Origin of the sequence: Aeromonas sp. 96A, from assembly GCF_051919165.1 — a bacterium.
Lineage (GTDB): Bacteria > Pseudomonadota > Gammaproteobacteria > Enterobacterales > Aeromonadaceae > Aeromonas > Aeromonas veronii.
Genome location: NZ_JBQBFE010000001.1, coordinates 2,502,467 through 2,522,500, shown reverse-complemented (window position 1 = coordinate 2,522,500; position 20,034 = coordinate 2,502,467). Strand labels below are relative to the sequence as shown.

Annotated in this window: 19 protein-coding genes, 1 tRNA gene and 2 rRNA genes (1 of these 22 running past the window's edge); 13 read left to right on the top strand and 9 right to left on the bottom strand. The window is 59.5% G+C overall.

The window, feature by feature from the left end; translation table 11 throughout:
• The 3 genes from ACTG2W_RS11540 to ACTG2W_RS11530 form a co-directional block, all read left to right on the top strand.
• A 23S ribosomal RNA gene (locus ACTG2W_RS11540) occupies positions 1 to 1,071 on the top strand (it extends 1,819 nt beyond the left edge of the window).
• A 108-nt stretch (positions 1,072 to 1,179) separates the two neighbouring features.
• Positions 1,180 to 1,294, top strand: a 5S ribosomal RNA gene (gene rrf / locus ACTG2W_RS11535).
• A gap of 96 nt (positions 1,295 to 1,390) precedes the next feature.
• A tRNA-Asp gene (locus tag ACTG2W_RS11530) sits at positions 1,391 to 1,467 on the top strand.
• Between the two features lie 479 nt (positions 1,468 to 1,946).
• Here the strand turns inward: ACTG2W_RS11530 and ACTG2W_RS11525 are convergent.
• Both ACTG2W_RS11525 and fabR read right to left on the bottom strand, forming a co-directional pair.
• Positions 1,947 to 2,312 carry a YijD family membrane protein gene (locus ACTG2W_RS11525; protein ID WP_128834757.1) on the bottom strand — a complete coding sequence of 122 codons (366 nt, stop codon included), beginning with the start codon at positions 2,310 to 2,312 and terminating at the stop codon, positions 1,947 to 1,949.
• A gap of 19 nt (positions 2,313 to 2,331) precedes the next feature.
• Complete coding sequence (gene fabR, locus ACTG2W_RS11520) at positions 2,332 to 2,952, bottom strand: HTH-type transcriptional repressor FabR (RefSeq protein ID WP_005339921.1); 621 nt, start codon at positions 2,950 to 2,952, stop codon at positions 2,332 to 2,334.
• 147 nt (positions 2,953 to 3,099) lie between these two features.
• Between fabR and ACTG2W_RS11515 the strand changes: the two genes are divergently transcribed.
• Complete coding sequence (locus ACTG2W_RS11515) at positions 3,100 to 4,218, top strand: fatty acid desaturase (RefSeq protein ID WP_106844110.1); 1,119 nt, start codon at positions 3,100 to 3,102, stop codon at positions 4,216 to 4,218.
• Between the two features lie 349 nt (positions 4,219 to 4,567).
• On the opposite strand, the gene ACTG2W_RS11510 is transcribed toward ACTG2W_RS11515, so the two are convergent.
• Complete coding sequence (locus ACTG2W_RS11510) at positions 4,568 to 4,723, bottom strand: hypothetical protein (protein WP_005348505.1); 156 nt, start codon at positions 4,721 to 4,723, stop codon at positions 4,568 to 4,570.
• Positions 4,724 to 4,898: 175 nt separating this feature from the next.
• Here ACTG2W_RS11510 and ACTG2W_RS11505 point away from each other — a divergent pair, with 175 nt between their 5' ends.
• On the top strand, positions 4,899 to 5,525 hold the full coding sequence (locus ACTG2W_RS11505; protein ID WP_005348507.1) for a lysoplasmalogenase: 627 nt from the start codon (positions 4,899 to 4,901) through the stop codon (positions 5,523 to 5,525).
• A gap of 75 nt (positions 5,526 to 5,600) precedes the next feature.
• Here ACTG2W_RS11505 and ACTG2W_RS11500 read toward each other — a convergent pair whose 3' ends face one another.
• Positions 5,601 to 7,154, bottom strand: a complete 1,554-nt coding sequence (locus tag ACTG2W_RS11500) for a DHA2 family efflux MFS transporter permease subunit (protein ID WP_440016226.1) — start codon at positions 7,152 to 7,154, stop codon at positions 5,601 to 5,603.
• Positions 7,154 to 8,206, bottom strand: a complete 1,053-nt coding sequence (locus tag ACTG2W_RS11495; RefSeq protein WP_021231553.1) for an HlyD family secretion protein — start codon at positions 8,204 to 8,206, stop codon at positions 7,154 to 7,156. Before ACTG2W_RS11495 ends, ACTG2W_RS11500 begins: the two co-directional genes overlap by 1 nt.
• 96 nt (positions 8,207 to 8,302) lie before the next feature.
• Here ACTG2W_RS11495 and ACTG2W_RS11490 point away from each other — a divergent pair, with 96 nt between their 5' ends.
• Entirely contained in the window at positions 8,303 to 9,205 is a 903-nt protein-coding gene (locus ACTG2W_RS11490; RefSeq protein WP_019444678.1) for a LysR family transcriptional regulator, read from the top strand.
• A 9-nt stretch (positions 9,206 to 9,214) separates the two neighbouring features.
• The gene (locus ACTG2W_RS11485; protein WP_005339933.1) at positions 9,215 to 9,529 is read left to right on the top strand and encodes a putative signal transducing protein; all 315 of its coding nucleotides are present in this window, start codon (positions 9,215 to 9,217) and stop codon (positions 9,527 to 9,529) included.
• An 11-nt stretch (positions 9,530 to 9,540) separates the two neighbouring features.
• Here ACTG2W_RS11485 and ACTG2W_RS11480 read toward each other — a convergent pair whose 3' ends face one another.
• Positions 9,541 to 10,824: a dicarboxylate/amino acid:cation symporter gene (locus tag ACTG2W_RS11480; protein WP_005357632.1), complete on the bottom strand. Its 1,284-nt coding sequence runs from the start codon at positions 10,822 to 10,824 to the stop codon at positions 9,541 to 9,543.
• 209 nt (positions 10,825 to 11,033) lie between these two features.
• On the opposite strand from ACTG2W_RS11480, the gene ACTG2W_RS11475 reads away from it, so the two are divergent.
• Both ACTG2W_RS11475 and ACTG2W_RS11470 read left to right on the top strand, forming a co-directional pair.
• Positions 11,034 to 11,279, top strand: coding sequence for a YecH family metal-binding protein (locus tag ACTG2W_RS11475; RefSeq protein ID WP_005357633.1), 246 nt, complete (start codon positions 11,034 to 11,036; stop codon positions 11,277 to 11,279).
• A gap of 99 nt (positions 11,280 to 11,378) precedes the next feature.
• On the top strand, positions 11,379 to 11,978 hold the full coding sequence (locus ACTG2W_RS11470) for a YhgN family NAAT transporter (RefSeq protein ID WP_013724175.1): 600 nt from the start codon (positions 11,379 to 11,381) through the stop codon (positions 11,976 to 11,978).
• Between the two features lie 76 nt (positions 11,979 to 12,054).
• On the opposite strand, the gene ACTG2W_RS11465 is transcribed toward ACTG2W_RS11470, so the two are convergent.
• Positions 12,055 to 13,023, bottom strand: a complete 969-nt coding sequence (locus ACTG2W_RS11465) for a LysR family transcriptional regulator (RefSeq protein ID WP_005357635.1) — start codon at positions 13,021 to 13,023, stop codon at positions 12,055 to 12,057.
• Between the two features lie 276 nt (positions 13,024 to 13,299).
• Between ACTG2W_RS11465 and tatA the strand changes: the two genes are divergently transcribed.
• The 3 genes from tatA (at position 13,300) to ACTG2W_RS11450 (ending at position 15,431) form a co-directional block, all read left to right on the top strand.
• Positions 13,300 to 13,461 (top strand): twin-arginine translocase TatA/TatE family subunit, encoded by a 162-nt coding sequence (gene tatA, locus ACTG2W_RS11460; protein WP_005339944.1) that lies wholly within the window; start codon positions 13,300 to 13,302, stop codon positions 13,459 to 13,461.
• Between the two features lie 16 nt (positions 13,462 to 13,477).
• On the top strand, positions 13,478 to 13,780 hold the full coding sequence (locus ACTG2W_RS11455; RefSeq protein WP_005339945.1) for a YfcZ/YiiS family protein: 303 nt from the start codon (positions 13,478 to 13,480) through the stop codon (positions 13,778 to 13,780).
• Between the two features lie 229 nt (positions 13,781 to 14,009).
• Positions 14,010 to 15,431: a lytic transglycosylase F gene (locus ACTG2W_RS11450; RefSeq protein ID WP_021231555.1), complete on the top strand. Its 1,422-nt coding sequence runs from the start codon at positions 14,010 to 14,012 to the stop codon at positions 15,429 to 15,431.
• On the opposite strand, the gene ACTG2W_RS11445 is transcribed toward ACTG2W_RS11450, so the two are convergent.
• The gene (locus ACTG2W_RS11445; RefSeq protein WP_005339947.1) at positions 15,409 to 15,585 is read right to left on the bottom strand and encodes a hypothetical protein; all 177 of its coding nucleotides are present in this window, start codon (positions 15,583 to 15,585) and stop codon (positions 15,409 to 15,411) included. The genes ACTG2W_RS11450 and ACTG2W_RS11445 overlap by 23 nt on opposite strands.
• A gap of 73 nt (positions 15,586 to 15,658) precedes the next feature.
• On the opposite strand from ACTG2W_RS11445, the gene ACTG2W_RS11440 reads away from it, so the two are divergent.
• Positions 15,659 to 16,912 (top strand): phospholipase D-like domain-containing protein, encoded by a 1,254-nt coding sequence (locus ACTG2W_RS11440; RefSeq protein WP_106844116.1) that lies wholly within the window; start codon positions 15,659 to 15,661, stop codon positions 16,910 to 16,912.
• 521 nt (positions 16,913 to 17,433) lie between these two features.
• On the opposite strand, the gene ACTG2W_RS11435 is transcribed toward ACTG2W_RS11440, so the two are convergent.
• Positions 17,434 to 19,989 carry a TRAP transporter permease gene (locus ACTG2W_RS11435; RefSeq protein WP_106844117.1) on the bottom strand — a complete coding sequence of 852 codons (2,556 nt, stop codon included), beginning with the start codon at positions 19,987 to 19,989 and terminating at the stop codon, positions 17,434 to 17,436.
• Between the last annotated feature and the right edge of the window lie 45 nt (positions 19,990 to 20,034).

Below are 20,034 nucleotides of genomic sequence, written 5' to 3'. Positions count from 1 at the left end.
GCCCGGTGCCGGAAGGTTAATTGATGGGGTTAGCGCAAGCGAAGCTCTTGATCGAAGCCCCGGTAAACGGCGGCCGTAACTATAACGGTCCTAAGGTAGCGAAATTCCTTGTCGGGTAAGTTCCGACCTGCACGAATGGTGTAACCATGGCCATGCTGTCTCCACCCGAGACTCAGTGAAATCGAATTCGCCGTGAAGATGCGGTGTACCCGCGGCTAGACGGAAAGACCCCGTGAACCTTTACTACAGCTTGGCACTGAACATTGAACCTACATGTGTAGGATAGGTGGGAGGCTTTGAAGGCGTGACGCCAGTTGCGCTGGAGCCGTCCTTGAAATACCACCCTTGTATGTTTGATGTTCTAACGCAGGGCCCTGAATCGGGCTCGCGGACAGTGCCTGGTGGGTAGTTTGACTGGGGCGGTCTCCTCCCAAAGAGTAACGGAGGAGCACGAAGGTTGGCTAATCCTGGTCGGACATCAGGAGGTTAGTGCAATGGCATAAGCCAGCTTAACTGCGAGACGGACAGGTCGAGCAGGTACGAAAGTAGGTCATAGTGATCCGGTGGTTCTGAATGGAAGGGCCATCGCTCAACGGATAAAAGGTACTCCGGGGATAACAGGCTGATACCGCCCAAGAGTTCATATCGACGGCGGTGTTTGGCACCTCGATGTCGGCTCATCACATCCTGGGGCTGAAGTCGGTCCCAAGGGTATGGCTGTTCGCCATTTAAAGTGGTACGCGAGCTGGGTTCAGAACGTCGTGAGACAGTTCGGTCCCTATCTGCCGTGGGCGTTGGATGATTGAAGGGAGTTGCTCCTAGTACGAGAGGACCGGAGTGAACGAACCTCTGGTGTTCGGGTTGTCACGCCAGTGGCACTGCCCGGTAGCTAAGTTCGGAATCGATAACCGCTGAAAGCATCTAAGCGGGAAGCGAGCCCTGAGATGAGTCATCCCTGACCCCTTGAGGGTCCTAAAGGGCCGTTGGAGACCACAACGTTGATAGGTGGGGTGTGTAAGCGCGGCGACGTGTTGAGCTAACCCATACTAATTACCCGTGAGGCTTAACCATACAACACCCAAGAAGTGTTCTAAGGCTTGTAGCAAACCTAAGCGAACTACTAATTCAGTGATAATGACCAAGTCGTTATTCACGTCAGCTTTCTAGATTAAGAATTTGCCTGGCGGCCATAGCGCCGTGGAACCACCTGATCCCATGCCGAACTCAGAAGTGAAACGCGGTAGCGCCGATGGTAGTGTGGCATTCGCCATGCGAGAGTAGGACACTGCCAGGCACCCAATTAAACAGCGATGTGAAGAATCACATCACTGGCTGCGAGGATGACACCTAACTGACGCGGCAAACAATTTAGCGCAAGCTAACCGAATGCGGAGCGGTAGTTCAGTCGGTTAGAATACCGGCCTGTCACGCCGGGGGTCGCGGGTTCGAGTCCCGTCCGCTCCGCCACTAATTTGAAGGCCTTCCCAAATGGGAAGGCCTTTTTGCTATAGGCGCTCTTTACCCAGCGACCCAAGACTTTCACACCAGAACGAATACAAAAGCCCGGCTTCATGACCGGGCTTTGGTGTTTTTAGCTTGTTAAACCAGCCAATGGTTCGCTTTTACCTGTCGGAAGGATGGCCAGATAGCCGGTTATTTCCACCATTTTCTGGCTATACCCGAGCCTTTTAGGGTTTATTTGAGGCGGTTTGGGCGAGTTTACAGGCGGCCAAATCAGCCTTCTGCCGCCTGCTGGTTGCAGGGAAGTTCCATATTGACCACCTCCGCTTCCATCTGCACGTCGATCTTGAAACCCAGCAGCTTGGCTAGGTTGGGAATACCGAGATTGCCGGATTAATCAGGTACAGTTCAAGCAAAGAGGCCTTCCCGTCGGGAAGGCCTCTTTGCTTTATCTATCAACTGATTACCATCACTCGGTCGATTTATCAGCGCTTCTCTTTGTTGCCAATGCTCAGGCCGAGCTTGATGGAGAGGGCCGCCAGTAACAGCAGCATCATGATCAGGGAGAAAAAGTTGCTGCCAAGCTCCGGGTATTGCACCTTGAGCAGCGCGGAGTGGCCGAAGACACCGATAAAGAAGCAGAGCAGGGTGCAGATGGGGGTGTTGCCCACCATGGGTTCATGACGATAGTGCTGGAACAGCTGATAGGCCGCCAGCCAGAGGGCAATCAACGGGAAGAAGGAGAAGGGGATAACCGAGTTGGTCAGCACGGCCAGAGAAGCATCGCCACAGATACCAATCAGCATGGCCATGGCGAGCGGTTTTTTCGGGATCATAAGCTGTTCAGGCATGTCGTTCTCCATCCTGTGGTCATGGGTGAGGTTCACGGCGCTTCTGGTTTTGTACCTCCGCGCCCATGGCGATCATCCGCAGTTGGCGAATTGTTCGGTCGGAGAGTGCACGGCACTCTTCGCTGGTCATGTCGAGTGCATCGGCACCGGCACTGAAGACGATGGTGACCATGGCTTCTGCCTGGATGTAGGCATCTTCCCGTGGTGCTTCGGTGGTGGCTTCCAGATAATCGGTTAGCTCTGCGATAAAGTGCTGGATTTCGCGAGCCACCGCCTGACGAAAGGCGGCCGAGGTGCCGGAGCGTTCCCGCAGCAGCAGCCGGAAGATGTTGGGGTTGTTCTCGACGAACTCCATAAAGGTCTGCACCGAGGTGCTGATGACACTGCCACCACCGGCAATGCGCTGGCGTGCCTGGCGCATCAGTTGGCGGAGGGTGAGACCTCCTTCGTCAACCAGGGTCAGGCCCAGCTCCTCCATATCGCGAAAGTGGCGATAGAAAGAGGTTGGGGCGATGCCCGCTTCACGAGCGACTTCCCGCAGGCTGAGATTGGAGAAACTCCGATTGGCGCACAGTTGGCTGAATGCAGCATCGATCAATGTACGCCGGGTTTTTTCTTTTTGTTGAGCGCGAATACCCACGAAATCAGTCACCTTCAGCTTAACGAGGACAAATGATAACCCGAAGGCGCCTCAGGATCAGGTTTGTATCCTACTTTTTTACCATTGACCGTGAGGAAATCACCATAGAAAATGGCGAACAGCTGTTCGCTGAAAGGATGCAATGAGATGGCCAGACCCCCCATTATTTTCACCAATACCCTGCTGTTCTCCCTCTCTGGGATAGTGGCGTTGATTGTCGTGCCCTGGTACGGCATGAGCCACGGTTACGATCTCTGGCAGTGGGCCAGTTTCCTGTTGTTGTTCTGCCTGAGTGGTCTCTCCATCACCGCAGGCTATCACCGGCTCTGGTCGCACAAGGCCTACAAGGCGCACACCGCTTTGCAGTGGTTATTTGCCATCGGCGGTGCGTTGGCGCTGCAGAATTCTGCCCTGCACTGGTCGGCCGACCACCGCCGTCACCATCGTCATGTGGATGACAACAATAAAGACCCCTACAGCGCGGGGCGCGGTTTCTGGTATTCCCACATCGGCTGGGTGCTGCGGGAACATCAGGGAGATCGCTATGGCGATTACAGCAATGTGCGTGATCTGCAGAACAACCCGGTGGTCGCGTTTCAGCACCGCCACTATCTGGCGCTGGCGCTGGCGGCCAATCTGGGTTTGCCGCTGCTGCTTGGCCTGTGGCACGGGGATATGCTCGGCATGTTGCTGTTGGCGGGCGTACTGCGGATGGTGATGACTCACCACACCACCTTCTTCATCAACTCGCTGGCCCATATCTGGGGCAGTCAGCCCTATACCGACCGCAATACCGCTCGCGATAACGGCATCCTGGCCTTTTTCACCTTTGGCGAGGGGTACCACAACTTTCACCACCTGTTCGAGAATGACTACCGCAATGGCATTCACTGGTGGCAGTTCGATCCGACCAAGTGGTTGATCCGGCTCGCCTCCTGGTGTGGTCTGGCGGGGGATCTCAGATCCTCGCCGGAGGAGCGTATCGAACAAGCCAGGCTGCAGATGCAGCTTAAACGGGCACAAGCCAAGTTGCGCAAGCAGGAAGATCGCGAACTGTGGCAGGCGCTGCTGCAGGAGGAGTACGACAAGCTGAGTCAGCAGCTACAACACTATTACGCCAGTCGCAAGCGGCTGCTGGAGCTGCGCAAGCGCAAGGCGCTGGCGCGCTATGACCGTCTCAAGCTGCAACTGGAGTACCGGGCCCTGCGGGATGGCTTTATCGCAGGTAAACGCAACTGGAGTCGCCTGCTGGCAGGCATTGCATGATGCCGTCTGGTTATCACAGAGACTAAAAGAGAAGACCGCCTGCTGGCGGTCTTCTCTTTGGTATGCATGTTAGAACGGACTAGTTGGCTTGGCTCTGCTGTTGCTGCAATTGATCCAGTGCCTGTTGCTCCTGCTGGCTAAGACCCAGCTGTTCGCAGGCCTGCTCAAAGCTGATCCCCAGATGATGCATCATGATATCCAATAACGGGAGGGCTTAGTTGGCTTGGCTCTGCTGTTGCTGCAGCTGATCCAATGCCTGTTGCTCCTGCTGGCTGAGACCTAGTTCTTCACAGGCCTGCTCAAAGCTGATTCCCGGATGGCGCATCATGATATCCAATAACGGGAGGGCTTAGTTGGCTTGGCTCTGCTGTTGCTGCAACTGATCCAGTGCCTGTTGCTCCTGCTGGCTAAGACCCAGTTGTTCACAGGCCTGCTCAAAGCTGATCCCCAGATGGCACATCATGATATCGATGGCGGGCAGATAGTTCTTCATAGCTTCTTCCATGGTGATCCTCCAGACCCGTCACTTATGCCCTGAACCACTCGCTGCGGCAATTAGACTTTAGGCTTAGCCTGCCCATTTGATAAGCACCCCTGCCACTGGGGGAGGGAATTTGTTACCCTGCACCATGATAAAAACGGTTGCCGTATGACTGCGAGCAACAGGTGAGGAGCAGGGCATGTTATTGAGTTTCTTGATCATCGCTTCAGGTTGGTGGCACATCCGTGCTGCCTACGGTTCAGACAGCCGCCAGTTCTATATCAGCAAGCCGCTGACCATGCTGCTTATCATCGCGTTGGCGTTCGGCTACCAGAGTTATGACCACGACGGTTCCCACGCCTGGATCCTGCTCGGCCTTTGTCTCTCGCTGGCGGGCGATGTGCTGCTGATGCTGCCAAGCGATCGCTTCATTCAGGGGTTGGCGGCATTTCTTGTCGCGCATCTCTGCTATATCGTCGGTTTTGCCCAAGGACCATTGCTGCTCAATTTGGTGGATGGTTTGCTGCTGTTGCTGATCGCCGGCATGGTCTTTGGCCTGCTGTGGGGCAAGCTTGGGGAGATGCGGATCCCGGTCTTCTGCTACATGCTGGTGATCATCGGCATGGCCTGGGTGGCCGCCGGTGCCTGGCACGCCTCTCTCACAGCCGGTTCTGCCGCCGCTCTGGTGGGGGCGCTGATGTTCCTCTTCTCCGACAGCATGCTGGCGCTTGATCGCTTCCGCCGCCCCTTTCCCCACGCCCGCGCCTGGGTGATGAGTAGCTACTTCGCAGCACAATTCCTGATTGCAGGGTCGCTGGCGGGATAACGCTTTCTGGTTGAGTGCAGGTAACAGATAACGAAAACGGGCATTGGCCCGTTTTCGTTTTATGCCCGGCGTTTTTCACGCCTCTAGCGGTTCGGCATCCGCTGCCCGTGGGGCGGGGGATTTGAGCAACAGCATCAGTGCGCTGGCGATCAGCAGGAAGATCCCCATGATGTAGAACACCTGGTTGTAGGCCATGATGGCCGCCTCCCGGTTGATGGTATTGGCCAGCATGGCCCGTGCTTGCTGCTGGGCAATCTCGGGGCCTGAACCCTGCGCCATCATGCTCTGGGCCAGTTGCAGCAGATAGTTTTGCCCCTCGATACTGCTGGCGGCCAGAGTGCTGCCAATTTGCAGCACATGGGTGCGGGTATCGTTATCGAGCATGGTCGCGATGATGGCGATACCGAACGCACCACCGAGGTTGCGCAGCACGTTGAGCAGGGTCGAGGAGGAGGGGATCTCGTCGTGGCTCAGGCTGGCGGTGGCGACCAGGGAGAGCGGCACCATGATGAAGGGCTGTCCCAGCGCTCGCACGATGAGCGAATGGATCAGCTGCGGCCCGGCGTAGTCGGCACTCATGTTGACGTTCATAAAGCAGCTGACGGCGAAGATCAGGAAGCCGAAGCTCACTAGATAGCGCGGGTCTATCTTGTGGGTCAGCCTGGGTACCAGCGGTAGCACCAGCAGTTGCGGCAGCCCCATCCACATCAGGACTTCGCCGATTTCCAGCGCGTTGTAGTTGTGGATCTGGGTCATGTAGAGCGGCAACACATAGATAGATCCCATCAGCGCCATGCCGAGGATCAGATAGGCGAAGCAGGCCAGCGCGAAGCGCGGGTTGTGCAGCAGCCGCAGATTGACCAGCGGGTGACGGCGGATCAGCTGGCTGATGACGAAGAATACCAGCGCCACCGCCGAGATGACCGCCAGTCGCACGATGAAGCTTGAGCCGAACCAGTCCTCCCGGTTGCCCTCCTCCAGCACCACCTCCAGCAAGCCGAGGCCAAGCGCCATGGTGAAAATCCCGATGAGGTCTACCCGCTTGATCACGGCCCAGTCCACCGGTTTTTTATCAAGCCCGTGGGCCAGCATGGCCATCACCAGCAGTCCCGGCGGCACGTTGAGATAGAAGATGTAGTGCCACGACATCTGCTCGGTGAGCCAGCCGCCGAGGGTTGGGCCGATGGCGGGGGCGAAGGTGGCGCAGAGGCCAAACAGCGCCATGCCGGTGGCCCGCTTCTGTAACGGCAACAGGGTGACGATGAGGGAAAAGGCCATCGGGATCAGCGCCCCGCCAGTGAAGCCTTGCAGCGCCCGGAAGACGATCATGCTGGTGAGGTTCCAGCTGAACGAGCAGAGCACTGAGGCGACGATGAAGGCCCCCGTGGTCCAGAGCAGGTAGCGGCGCACACTCAGCCCCCGGCTCAGCCAGCCGCTCAGGGGGATGGCGATCATCTCCGCCACCAGATAGGAGGTGGAGATCCAGGAGCTTTCGCTCAGGGTGGCCGACAGGGCCCCCTGAATATCCTTCAGGGAGGCATTGGTGATCTGGATATCGAGGATGGCCATGAAGGCACCGATAAGCCCCCCCATGACTGCAATCCAGTTGCGACGTGGAATGGGTTCCATCAGTTGGCGGCCACCACGGGCTCAGGAGTGCGGGTATCCACGATCACTTCGGTGGAGAGACCCGGCAGCAGCTTGCCTGCCAGCGGGCCCGGCTCGGGGATGCGGATCTTCACCGGTACCCGTTGCACGATTTTGGTGAAGTTGCCGGTGGCATTCTCCGGTGGCAGCAGGGCGAACTTGGCGCCGGTCGCCGGGGCCAGGCTGTCGATGATCCCCTCGACCGGTTGATCCGGGTAGGCATCGAGCACCACTTCGACCTTCTGGCCCGGCTGCATATGGGCGAGCTGGGTCTCCTTGAAGTTGGCCTCGACCCACACCTGCTGCAGCGGCACCAGGCTGGCGACCTGCATGCCGGACTGGACGTAGAGCCCTTCCCGCAGGCTGCGCTTGCCGATGATGCCATCGGCCGGTGCCCGCAGTTCGGTGTAGCCGAGCTCCAGCTTGGCCTGTTCCAGTTGTGCTTCGCTCAATGCCAGCTTGGCCAGATTCTGTTTGCGCTCGGCATCCAGTACCAGCAGTCGCTCACGGGCCGCTTGCAGGGCGGCTTGGGCCTCCCGGGCTTGCGCCTGATTGACCTGCAGGCCGGCACGTACCTCGTCCAGACTGTCTTGCGAGCTGTAGTGGCGCTGGTTGAGCTGACTGATCCGGTTGACCTGCTGGCTGGCGCGCAGCTGTTCGGCATTGGCGGAGGCGACCTTGGCCTCGGCCTGCTGGATCAGGCTCAGTTGTTGGGTGCGGGTGGCTGCCAGATTTTCGGCCGTCGCCTGATTGAGGCGCAGGTCGGCTTCGGCCTCCGCGACCCTGGTTTTGTATTCGCGATCATCGAGCCGAGCGATCAGTTGGCCCGCTTTGACCGGCTGGTTGTCGGTGACCAGCACTTCGCGGATATAGCCGGGCAGCTTGGAGCTGATCCCGGTCACTTCACTTTGCAGATAGGCGTTGTCGGTGCTTTCAAAATAGCGGCCGTGAAGATACCAGTAACCGGCGAACAGCAGACCGAGCAGCGCCAATATCATGGCTGCCAGCAGGGGAATTTTTTTGTGTTGACTCATTTTTGTGATTCCTGAACTTAAGGGGCGCAGGCTAACACTGGTCAACTGTTTCGATTAGTATTGGTTCACGAGATATACAGTTTCACTGGTGCAACAATGGATCTCAATGCCGCGTTAATTCTGGTGCGTATCGTCGACAAGGGCTCGTTTACGGGGGCTGCCCGCGAGTTGGGGATGACCAAGGCGATGGTCAGCCGCCGCATCGCTGAACTGGAACAGCGGCTCGGAGTGCGTCTGCTCTATCGCTCCACCCGTCAGCTCACTTTGACCGAGGAGGGGGAGAAGTACTACCTGCACTGCAGCAAGGCGGTCGATGCCCTGACCGAAGCCGAGCTGATGCTGAGCGCCAGCCAGCAGGAGGTGACCGGCACTCTCAAACTGGCGGTGCCCATCGAGACGGGGCAACTGGTGGTCGGGCGCTTGGTCGCCAAGTTTTTGCAGGCCTATCCCGCCCTGCAGGTGGAGCTGGAGCTGACCAACCGGGTGGTGGATCCCATCAGTGAAGGGCTGGATGCGGTGGTGCGGATTGGCGATATGAGCGACTCCAATCTGGCGGCGCGCCGACTCTGGAGCACCGGGCGGCTGCTCTGTGCCAGCCCGGACTATCTGGCCCGCAGCCCGGTCATCGAGCGGCCGGAGGATCTGGCCAACCACGAGCGGGTGACGGTGAGCAGCGGGTTTCTCGCCTCTCACTGGTGCTTCGAGCTGGATGGCAGAGAGGTGCTGGTTGACCCCCCATCCCGTTTTCGGGTCAATAATATTACCTGTGCCCGGGAGGCGGCGAAGGCGGGGCTGGGGTTGGCCTCGTTACCCGCTATGCTCTGTCAGGATGAGCTGGCCAGCGGCGAGCTGGTGATCCTGCTGCCAGAGTGGCAGCAACCCAGGGTGCCGATTTATTTGCTGTTTCCGGAGCGGCAACTGATGCCGCGCAAGTTGCGGGCATTCATCGATTTCATGATTGAGAACGGCGCCGAGTTTGGCATCGACAAGTTGTTGTAAGGGGGAGCTATGGATAACTGGATCAATCTCTATCGCGCCTCACACACCCTGGAGGCACACGCGTTGAAAGGGGCGCTGGAGGCGGAAGGGGTGCTGGTGCGCCTCAATGGCGAGGGGCTGTCGGGCGCCCTTGGCGAGCTGCCGGTCGACATGTTGCAGGTGACCCTGATGGTGCGGGCCGAGGATCGCAGCAAGGCAGGACGGGTCATCGAGCGTTACCAGCAGCGTCAGGGTAACGGCTGGCTGTGCGGCCAGTGCGGGGAGGAGAACGGCGCCAACTTCGACGTCTGCTGGCGCTGTCATCACGATCCCCACGACAGCTGATCTCTCTTCCGCTAGCGCGGCGGGAACTCGATATCTTCCCCTGCGCTAGCATCGTGATAGGTCGCCAGATCCAGTTCGTTTTCGCTGCGGGCGATCAGCACCGACACCAGAATATCCCCCGATACGTTGACCGTGGTGCGCGCCATGTCGAGGATCCGGTCAATGCCCGCAATCAGTGCCACCCCTTCCAGCGGCAAGCCCACCGCCGTCAGGGTCAGGGTCAGCAGCATCAACCCGGTGCCCGGGGTGCCTGCGGTGCCGATACTGGCCAGGGTGGCGATGCTGATGATGGTCAGGTAATCGACCATGTGCAGATCCACACCGAATGCCTGAGCTACGAACAGCGCAGTCACTCCCTGATAGAGGGCGGTGCCATCCATGTTGATGGTGGCGCCGATGGGCAGCACCTTGGCGGTGATGGCGGGGGAGACTCCCAGCCGCTTCTCGGCGCAGGCCAGACTGATGGGCAGGGTGGAGTTGCTGGAGCTGCTGGTGAAGGCCACCGCCTGAGCATCAACGATGCTCTTGAAGTAGTGCAGTGGATTGAGCCGTGCCAGCAGGAGCAGCAGGGTGCTGTAGACCCCGAGCACGTGCAGCAGGCAGCCGAGGTAGACGGCGCCGATCACCTTGAGCAGCGGCAGCAGCAGGTCGAGACCGTACTTGCCGGTCATCCAGGCCATCAGGGCGCAGACACCGTAAGGCGCGAGCGCCATCACCATCTGGGTCAGCTTGAACATCCCCTCGGCCAGCGAGGTGAAGAAGAGGATGGCGGGGCGGCCACGGCGACCGCTGGCATTGAGGGCGACCGCCAGCGCCACCGCAAAGACGATCACTTGCAGGATCTTGCCATCCACCATCGCCTGTACCGGGTTACTCGGCACCAGATGGCTCAGCACGCTGGCCAGGGTGGGTGGTTCCGACATACCGACCCGCTCATAGGGGCCCATGTCGGCACCCATGCCGGGTTCCAGCAGCCAGCCCATCATCAGGCCGATGCAGATGGCGATGGCGGTCGAACAGAAGTAGAGGCAGATCGCCTTGCTGCCGATGCGATCGAGGGCCTTGCCCTTGAGCAGCGAGGTGAGACCGGCGATGACCGAGCAGAAGATAAGGGGCACCATCAGCATCTGGATGGTGTTGACGAACAGGACGCCAAGGGGCTTGAGCAGCAGGGCTTGCTCTTCAAAGCCAACGCCCAGCCCCACCCCTGTCAGCATACCGATCAGGGTCTTGAGCCAGAGTGGTCGGCGGGTCCAGATCTGCCAGGGCTTGAGAGCCTCTCCATGGAACAGCATGACGCCAATATCCTTATACATTGTCTGCGATGGCCAAAAAGGGGCGCCAGTGTAGCGATCCCTGACGCGGGTTGCCACATTATCGACAAAGCGGTGGCGGTGACCACTCCCCTGACCAGGTAATGCGCAATTTATTGGCCTGTATCAAGATCCCTCCGGGCGTGGAGATATTTAATTGGCATTAAATATGTTCATTATTGAGGTGAGAGATGTCGCAATCGGTTCATGGTCACGAAGTGATGGAAATGATGCTGGCGCAAGGGGGGCAATTTACCCGTGCCAGCCTGAAACAGGCGATGGCCGAGCGGTTCGGTGCCGAGGCCCGTTTTCATACCTGCAGCGCCAGCGAGATGGATGCGGAAGCGCTGATCGACTTTCTGGCTGCCCGCGGCAAATTCATCGACTCGGCCGAGGGTTTCCAGACCCGCGCCGACAAGATCTGCAACCACGGTTAATCCCGCTGCGAGCGCATCATGGCGCTCGCTCAATTCTTCGCCCTTTGCTATATTTCGCCCCCTCTCTTTTCCCTATTCAGGGCATAGCCCGGGCGTTGTATGGATACTTTCTCTGCCGCAGTCATGCTGTTTCTGATCATGGACCCGCTGGGCAACCTGCCGGTCTTCCTCTCTATCCTGCGTCATATCGATCCCAAGCGACGTCGCAAGGTGATGGTGCGCGAGCTGCTCTTCTCGCTGGCCATCATGATGCTGTTCTTGTTCGTCGGTCAGCAGATCCTCGGCTTCCTCAACCTGCGGCAGGAGGCGGTCAGCATTGCGGGGGGCATTATCCTGTTCCTGATCGCCATCAAGATGATCTTCCCGAGTGAAGGGGGCGTGACCGGGCTGGCGGCGGGCGAGGAGCCCTTCCTGGTGCCGATGGCGATCCCGATGATTGCCGGCCCCTCGATCCTCGCCTCCTTGATGCTGCTGGCCAATCAGGAGCCGACCCGGATGGTGGACTGGTCGCTGGCACTCTTTCTGGCCTGGGCTGCCAGCGCGGTGATCCTGATGTTCTACGAGGTATTCAACAAGCTGCTGGGTGAGCGGGGGCTCACTGCGGTGGAGCGGTTGATGGGTATGCTGCTGGTGATGATCTCGGTCCAGATGTTGCTGGACGGGGTACATCACTATCTGGCGGTGACCGGTCAGGGCTGAGCGGTTTACATCTTGAAGTGAATGAAACGGGGCTACGCAGAGCCCCGTTTTTTGTGCCGCCGAGAAGGGGGGGCGGTCACCCGTGAGTGGTCGCAGCGGGTTCCAGTTTGCTCATGATGAGGGAGAGCAGCAATTCTCGCAGCCAGCGGTGGCCCGGATCCTCGCTGTGACGCTGATGCCAGATGAGCAGATGGGAGATGCTGTCCAACCCGATGGGCAGCGGCAGCTGTAACAGCGGATAGACCTGGGTAGCGTGGCGGGCGTAGAGCCGGGAGAGGGTCACTATCATGTCGGAGTGCATCCCCATCCGCAGCGCCGCCTCGAAGGAGGGCACGGTTGCCTCGATACGCCGGTAGAGATCCTGCTCTGCCAACTTGTGATCCAGCATCCAGCGGTCCCGCCCCTCGCAGTAAGTCTGCACATGGGGATAGCTGAGGTAGTGCTCCAGATTCCAGTTGGGCTCCCGTAGCGCGGGGTGGTGCTGCTGCACCAGACAGGTGAGATCATCGACCGCCAGCACTCGCTGACAGATGCTGTCGGGCAGGGTATCGAGCCGATAATCGGAGCTGATGCAGTTCTCTCGCACCGCGAAGGCGATGTCCACCTGTCCCTGACTCATCTCGGTCAGACTGTTCTCGGTCCACTCCTCGTAACGCAAGCGGATCCGTGGTGCCTGCCGCTTCAGCTCGCTCAGGTAGAGCGGGGCAAACAGGGTAAAGGCGCTGTCCATGCTGGCGATGACGAACTCTCGCTCCGAGCTGGCGGGGTCGAACTCGGGCGGCTGGATCAGGTTATCCAGCGACAGCAGGATGGGTTGCAACTGCTGCTGCAGTGCAAGGGCACGGCCGGTGGGTTCCAGCCCGTAGGCAGAGCGGATGAAGAGGGGATCATTGAAGGTATCGCGCAGACGGCCGAGGGCTTTGCTGACGGCGGACTGGCTTAGATGAAGGCGGCGTGCCGCCTTGCTGCCGTTGCGCTCCTCCAGCAGTACCTGCAGGATAATCAGCAAATTGAGGTCGATACGACCCAGTTGTTCCAGCAGCATGATATGAATCCTCTTCAATTCTAAGATGAATTTATACCATTTGTTTTCATATCTTGGCGATCTTATCCTCGAATGGTCTCAGGTTCGCATGAACCACTGGTACAGGATGTAGCGGTTGAGGGGACATGTAGCACAATCAATATGGCGACCTCAGGGTCGCCCTATTTTTTGGCTATGATTTATTTGCTCACTTGCACCTGCCTTGATTTTGCCCAACAATCCCTGCGCTCTATTTTGATACAAGTAACAGATATCTCTTTGTGAGGGAGTATCCCTATGGGACTCGGTGGAATTCATATCTGGCATATGCTGATCCTCTTGCTGGTCGTTGTGCTGGTCTTCGGCAGCAAGCGTCTTGCCAGTGCAGGTGAGGATCTGGGTACCGCCATCAAAGATTTTCGCAAGGCGATGCGTGACGACGCAAATCATCCGAAATAAGCAGTAGGAGTAGAAAATGTCTGTAGACGAGAAAGTTGAACTGAACGAAACCTGTGACAGCTGTGGCTGTTTTGCCGAGATCGGCACCATCATCGGCGAAGGCGACGATGTGATGGATCTGGTGATTGAAGCCGCTGCCGAGGCTGATGCCCGTGCCAAGCTGGCTGCCTATGAAGCTCTGGCCAAACAGGTCACTGCTGAAGCTCAAGTGAGCAGCGAACTGACTCAGGGCGCCAATGGCGTGATCCTGAAAGCCCGCCTGCAATTCACCTGCACCGCCGAAAAACTGATTTTCGAAATGCGGGCTCGCTCTATCTGAGTTGTCTGATAACGCGGCAGGTTTGCCTGCCGTGTTGACCCTTCTGCTGTGGGTCGGCGTTCTATAGTTACTCTATCCCACAGACGTTTTTGCCCGGCGCGAGTCGGCCAACAGAAGGCGCAAACATCATGACGCAGCGATGGATCTCTGCCCCCAATCCCACCCTCTATCGTGATCCGTGCTGCCAACAGGCAGCAGGCGTGACCTCAGCACAGGGGCAGCCATCGTGATGCGACGCTGGATCTGGGCGCTGCTGGCCCTCTGCTGTTTTCCCCTGCTCGCGGCTGAACTCAAGCCACAGCGTCTGCCCCAACCCGGGGACCTCGAAAGCATTCTGCAAAAGCGCGAACTCAGGGCTCTGGTGGTCTATGAGCGCGGCTTCTACTTTCTCGATCGCGGCGCCCAGTACGGTATTCTGGTCAATCAGCTGCAAGGGTTCGAGCGCTGGCTGAACAAGACCTATCTCGCCAAAGAGAAGGTCAAACTCAAGGTGGTCTACATCCCGGTGCGTCAGGACAAGCTGCTGGACTATCTGACCGAGGGGCGTGGCGATCTGGTGGCGGCAACCATGACGGTGACCCCGACCCGGCGTGAACAGGTGGCCTTCTCCCGGCCGCTCATTTCATCCATAGAGGAGTGGGTGGTGAGCCAGCAGAGCCTGCCCGCCTTCAGCCGTATTACCCAGCTCTCCGGCAGGCGGGTCTGGGTGCGGGCCAGCTCCAGCTACTACGAGAGTCTGCGCCAGCTCAACTGGCTGTTTCGCGAGCTGGGGCTGCCCCCCGTCTATATCGAAACGGTGCCCGAATATCTACAGGATGGCGATCTGCTGGAGATGGTGGCCGCTGGCATTATTCCCCTGACGGTGACTGACAGCTACAAGGGGCGGATCTGGCTGGGTGGCATGATCTCCGGCCTCAAGGCCCACAAGCTGATCCCCCTGCGCAGCAACGGTACCAGTGCCTGGGCGCTGCGCAAGAACAGCCCCGAGCTGCTCAAGGCGGTTAATGGTTATCTGGCGAGTGTCAGCCGCAACAGCCTTTACAGTGACATGACCCTGCGCCGGTTGCTGGTTCGCAGCGATCAGATGAGCAATATCCTGGCGCCGGATCCCATGGGGCGCCTCGCGACCATTCGCAAGGTGCTGGAGAAGTACGCCAATCAATATGATCTCGACTGGCTGATGCTGGCGGCGCTCGGCTACAAGGAGTCCGGCCTCAATCCCAAGGCGCGCTCGCCCAAGGGGGCCGTGGGCCTCATGCAGCTGCTGCCCAGCACAGGGCGGGAAGTCGGCATCAACGGCGCCAGACTCACCACGCTGGAGGGCAATGTGGAGGCCGCCTGCCGCTACATGCGGTTGATCCTCGATACCTACTTCAATGATCCCAAGCTGGATCGGCTCAACCGCCACCTGTTTGCCCTCGCCGCCTACAACGCCGGGCCGAACCGGGTGCAGGCGCTGCGAGGCAAGGCGGAGAAGCTGGGGCTCGATCCCAACGTCTGGTTCGGCAACGTGGATCAGCTGGTGGCCAACGAAGTCGGACAGGGGCCGATCAACTATGTCGGCACCATCTACAAGTACTACGTGGCCTATCGTTTCAGCCTGCCCCAGATCGAGGGCAAGGCTGCCGCTATCGAAGCGGCTCAGCCCTGAGCCGGTTGACCGGCAGGGTCGCCTGCACGGTCGGCAATTGCCAGCCACCGTCCCTGTGTTGCAAAAACCAGTGGGCGGGGCCGGTGGCCGGGATGAGATCTGGCTGGCTGAGCTGGCCCAGATAGCGCAACATCGGGGTATCATGCAGTTCCATCAGCAACTCCTTTTGAATATGTGAAGAGGCTCGCCAGCGTTATGACACCCGGCCATGACAGCAGGATGACATCATGATCCCCGGATCCTTTGCCCTGATCGACGATCCCCTGCTGGCGCTCAAGGTGCGCTGCCACTGGATCCGTCATGCCCGCGAGCGGATCCAGGCGCAGTACTACAGCTGGGAGGAGGACAGCAGCGGCAAGCTGCTTCTGAGCGAGCTGCTTCACGCCGCCCGGCGTGGTGTCAAGGTGCAGCTGCTGGTGGATGATCTCTATGCCGGTGACAACCGCTTTCTGGAGATGGTGGCTCACTACCCGGGGATTGAGGTGCGGCTGTTCAACCCCTTCTGGCTGCGGGGCTGGCGCCCTCTGGCACTGCTGCTGGAGGGGTTGCTCAGCTTTCGCCGCATCAACCACCGGATGCACAACAAGCTGCTGCTGGTGGATGGCAAGCTGGCGCTGATCGGCGGGCGCAACATCGGCGATCGTTACTTCGGTCTGGATCCGCAGGCTCCCTTCGTGGATCTCGATCTCGCCTGTCAGGGGGGACTGTGCCAGCAGATGGCGCAGGGGTTCGAGCAGTTCTGGCACAGCCGCTGGAGTCACCCCATCCGCCATCTGCTGCGCCGCGAGCTGCTGCCCGCTGAAATAGAGGTGGTCAACGACTTCCTGTTCACCATGACGGATCCGGCGGTAGCGACGGTCTACGATCTGCCCGCAGCGCTGTTTGACGAGCGCGATTTGCCGCTGCAATGGCATGAGGGGCGGGCCGAGGTGTGGTTCGACCGTCCCGGCAAGGGGCTAATCTCCCGTCCCACCACCGCCCGTCAACTGTGGCGCCAGCTGGCTGACAATCCCGGCTCGCTGGGGTTGGTGACCCCTTACCTCATCCTGACCCGCGGGTTCCGGCACCGCCTGGCACGGCTGCGCCAGCAGGGGGTCGCCATCGACATTCTCACCAACTCGCTGGCCAGCACCGATGTGCCGCTGGTCTATGGCGCCTATCAGCGTTATCTCGGCTGGTTGCTGCGCCGCGGGATCCGGGTCGCCGAGTTTGATCACGGCCACGGCAGCCTGCACGCCAAGCTGATCCTGCTGGGGGAGGAGCGGGCGCTGTTTGGCAGCCTCAACCTCGATCCCCGCTCGTTCTTTCTCAATACCGAGCTGATGCTGCATCTGCACTGCCCGCCGATCTGCGAGGCGCTGCGAACGTGGCTGGCTCGCTGGCAGGAGCAGGCGGGTGGATTGCCGCGCAAACCCGAGGGGTGCTCAAGGCGACTGATAGCCCGCCTGAGCGACTGGTTGCCGCTGCGCCGCTGGCTGTGAGGCGGCCTTTTTTTGTGCGAGATCTCGCAAAGCCTTGTAAGCCATTGCTGATGCCCTCTGCGGGTGAATAACCATGCATGAATCTATCTTGCTGTTTTATAACAATTTAGCGGTGATGATAAGGCTGTTTTTTGTACTCTGATGTGAATGGAATTAGCATAAAAACGTTTTTTATTTTGTTTTTATGCGTAATATTTCAGTTGCAAGGACAAACACGGCGGCTTGTCTGCCGTGTGGACGAAGGTTGTAACGGGTAGCTGGCCAGTTGCATCGCTGCAATTGGCGCGCACTTCAGATGGGTCGCGAACTATCGTGAAGTGAAACAGAGACCCGGCGTGGCCGGACTCCAATATGGAACATGCTATTTGCGAGGGGGTGACATGGACATGTCACCCCACTTTTTTGGCCGCTCGCCACCGTTTATCTTTTTCCATGATTGTTGCTCATCGCAAGAGCCGCAGAGGGCAAGGCAATAAAAAGAGGGCCGCAATAGCGGCCCTCTGTCTCATCTGCCCGGTGGATTAACCGGCCTTGACGCTGCGGCGACGCTGCAGCCAGACGATCGCCCCGAACAGCAGGAAGCCCGGGATCCACATCCACTCCTTGGTCCAGCGCTCGGTCGGCGCCTTGACGGTGAGGATCTCCTGATCGAACTCCAGTCCCATGGTGGCGGCCGGGCTGCCAAAGGCGACGTTGTCGATCAGCGTCTTGCCATCCTGCTCATAGAGGCTCAGCCCCAGATTGGCCAGCCGCTCTTCGCCATTTGCCCCATCCGGTACGGCGACCAGCAGGGTGAACTTGCGTGGCTTGCCCACTGCATCTTCACCGAGGATCCGCAGCCGCAGGGTGCTCTCCGCCTCCACTTCACCCATGGTTTGGGCCAGCTGGGCAGGCGGGGTCTCGCGATAGGGGTCGTGCACCATGTCCATCCAGAAACCCGGGCGGAACAGGGTAAAGGCGACCAGCAGCAGCAGCACGCTCTCGTACCAGCGGCTCTTTACCAGGAACCAGCCCTGAGTGGCGGCGGCGAAGATCAGCATGGCGATGGTCGCCACGATGAAGATCAGCACCCCGTGGGCGAAGTCCACGTCGATCAGCAGCAGATCGGTGTTGAAGATAAACAGGAACGGCAGCGCTGCGGTACGCAGGCTGTAGTAGAAGGCGGTGATCCCGGTCTTGATGGGATCGCCCTTGGAGACAGCCGCTGCCGCGAAGGAGGCCAGCCCCACCGGCGGCGTCACATCCGCCATGATGCCGAAGTAGAAGACGAACAGGTGCACCGCGATCAGCGGCACGATCAGCCCGTTTTGCTGCCCCAGCGTCACCACCACTGGCGCCAGCAGGCTGGAGACCACGATGTAGTTGGCAGTGGTCGGCAGCCCCATGCCGAGGATCAGGCTCAGCAGGGCGGTGAGCAGCAGCATCAGCAGCAGGTTACCCATGGAGAGGAACTCCACCAGATCCGCCAGCACCAGACCAACCCCGGTCTGGGAGACCGCACCCACGATAATCCCCGCGGTGGCGGTGGCAATGCCGATACCGATCATGTTGCGGGCACCGGCAACCAGCCCTTCCCGCAGATCCACCACGCCATCAGCGACGGTGCCGTAGTCGTGCTTGCCGTCCTTGCGCAGCCAGTTGAGCAGCGGGCGCTGGGTCAGCAGGATGATCACCAGCATCACGGTACCCCAGAAGGCCGACAGCCCCGGCGAGAGGCGTTCCACCATCAGGCACCATACCAGTACCACCACCGGTAGCAGGAAGTGCAGGCCGGAGAGCAGCACGGCGCGGGTGTTGGGCAGCTCGGTGAGCGGCTTGTCGGGATCTTCGGCAGGCAGCGGTTCATTGCTGGCGGCGATCTTCAACAGAGCCACATAGGTGACAGCCAGCAGTACCGAGATCCCCGGCAGAGCGTAGTCACCCAGTGCAGGTTTGAGCCAGCCGAGGCCATAGTAGACCGCCAGTGACAGGCCGCTGATGAGGGCTGCGCCAAAGGCAAAACCGGTCAGGCGGCGCAGCCAGGGTTTGGGTTGATGGTTGCCGATGGGCTGCATGCCCAGTTTCAGCGCCTCCAGATGGACGATGTAGAGCAGCGCTATGTAGGAGATGGTGGCAGGCAGGAAGGCGTGCTTGATGATCTCCACATAGGGGATGCCCACGTATTCGACCATCAGGAAAGCCGCAGCCCCCATCACAGGTGGCATGATCTGGCCGTTGACCGAGGAGGCTACTTCCACCGCCCCCGCTTTCTCTGAACTGAAGCCCACCTTCTTCATCATCGGGATGGTGAAAGTACCGGTGGTCACCACGTTGGCAATCGACGAGCCGGAAATCAGACCGGTCAGGCCGGAGGCGACCACTGCCGCCTTGGCCGGGCCGCCGCGTAGGTGACCGAGCAGGCTGAAGGCGAGTTGGATAAAGTAGTGACCGGCACCGGCACGCTCCAGCAGGGCGCCAAACAGCACGAACAGGAACACGAAGCTGGTGGAGACGCCAAGGGCAATGCCGAACACCCCTTCGGTGGTGATCCACTGGTGGTTGGCCAGCGCGGTGAAACCTACCCCGCGATGTGCCAGCAGTCCCGGCATCCAGGGGCCCGCCAGGCTGTAGATCAGAAAGACGATGGCGATGACCGCCAGTGCTGGCCCCAGGGCGCGGCGCGCCGCTTCCAGCAGCAGCGGAATGCCGATGCAGGCGGTCACCAGATCGGCGGTGGTGAGGGTGCCAGGACGCAGTGCCAGCGCTTCATACATCACGAACAGGTAAGACGCGGCGCCAGCAGCGATCAGACCGAGGGCGATATCGCCGAGGGGAACCCGATCCCGCGGCGAGGAGCGAAATGCCGGGAACACCAGAAAAGCGAGCAACAGGGCAAAGGTGAGGTGAATGGAGCGGGTTTCGGTGTCATTGAGTACGCCAAACCCCACCATGAAGGGGAGTGGCGAGGCGATCCAGAGCTGGAACAGGGACCAGGCCAGCGCCAGCGTGGTGATGATCCAGCCCAGCGGGCCCAGCGGCAGGCGAGCGCCCACATCCTGGGCGATCAGTTCCTCGGTAGAGAGTTGTTTATCTTGCATAGGGTTAACTTGTGCCAACGAGTACAACAAGAGCGACACCCGCCC

What these genes read in the sequence shown, in the direction of transcription:
- ACTG2W_RS11500 (WP_440016226.1), bottom strand. Translation starts at nt 7,154, where the DNA reads ATGGAACCCATTCCACGTCGCAACTGGATTGCAGTCATGGGGGGGCTT.
- ACTG2W_RS11490 (WP_019444678.1), top strand. Translation starts at nt 8,303, where the DNA reads ATGGATCTCAATGCCGCGTTAATTCTGGTGCGTATCGTCGACAAGGGC.
- ACTG2W_RS11495 (WP_021231553.1), bottom strand. Translation starts at nt 8,206, where the DNA reads ATGAGTCAACACAAAAAAATTCCCCTGCTGGCAGCCATGATATTGGCG.
- ACTG2W_RS11445 (WP_005339947.1), bottom strand. Translation starts at nt 15,585, where the DNA reads ATGGAACTGCATGATACCCCGATGTTGCGCTATCTGGGCCAGCTCAGC.
- ACTG2W_RS11485 (WP_005339933.1), top strand. Translation starts at nt 9,215, where the DNA reads ATGGATAACTGGATCAATCTCTATCGCGCCTCACACACCCTGGAGGCA.
- ACTG2W_RS11480 (WP_005357632.1), bottom strand. Translation starts at nt 10,824, where the DNA reads ATGCTGTTCCATGGAGAGGCTCTCAAGCCCTGGCAGATCTGGACCCGC.
- ACTG2W_RS11455 (WP_005339945.1), top strand. Translation starts at nt 13,478, where the DNA reads ATGTCTGTAGACGAGAAAGTTGAACTGAACGAAACCTGTGACAGCTGT.
- ACTG2W_RS11525 (WP_128834757.1), bottom strand. Translation starts at nt 2,312, where the DNA reads ATGCCTGAACAGCTTATGATCCCGAAAAAACCGCTCGCCATGGCCATG.
- ACTG2W_RS11435 (WP_106844117.1), bottom strand. Translation starts at nt 19,989, where the DNA reads ATGCAAGATAAACAACTCTCTACCGAGGAACTGATCGCCCAGGATGTG.
- ACTG2W_RS11505 (WP_005348507.1), top strand. Translation starts at nt 4,899, where the DNA reads ATGTTATTGAGTTTCTTGATCATCGCTTCAGGTTGGTGGCACATCCGT.
- ACTG2W_RS11475 (WP_005357633.1), top strand. Translation starts at nt 11,034, where the DNA reads ATGTCGCAATCGGTTCATGGTCACGAAGTGATGGAAATGATGCTGGCG.
- ACTG2W_RS11510 (WP_005348505.1), bottom strand. Translation starts at nt 4,723, where the DNA reads ATGGAAGAAGCTATGAAGAACTATCTGCCCGCCATCGATATCATGATG.
- tatA (WP_005339944.1), top strand. Translation starts at nt 13,300, where the DNA reads ATGGGACTCGGTGGAATTCATATCTGGCATATGCTGATCCTCTTGCTG.
- ACTG2W_RS11515 (WP_106844110.1), top strand. Translation starts at nt 3,100, where the DNA reads ATGGCCAGACCCCCCATTATTTTCACCAATACCCTGCTGTTCTCCCTC.
- ACTG2W_RS11470 (WP_013724175.1), top strand. Translation starts at nt 11,379, where the DNA reads ATGGATACTTTCTCTGCCGCAGTCATGCTGTTTCTGATCATGGACCCG.
- ACTG2W_RS11465 (WP_005357635.1), bottom strand. Translation starts at nt 13,023, where the DNA reads ATGCTGCTGGAACAACTGGGTCGTATCGACCTCAATTTGCTGATTATC.
- ACTG2W_RS11450 (WP_021231555.1), top strand. Translation starts at nt 14,010, where the DNA reads ATGCGACGCTGGATCTGGGCGCTGCTGGCCCTCTGCTGTTTTCCCCTG.
- ACTG2W_RS11440 (WP_106844116.1), top strand. Translation starts at nt 15,659, where the DNA reads ATGATCCCCGGATCCTTTGCCCTGATCGACGATCCCCTGCTGGCGCTC.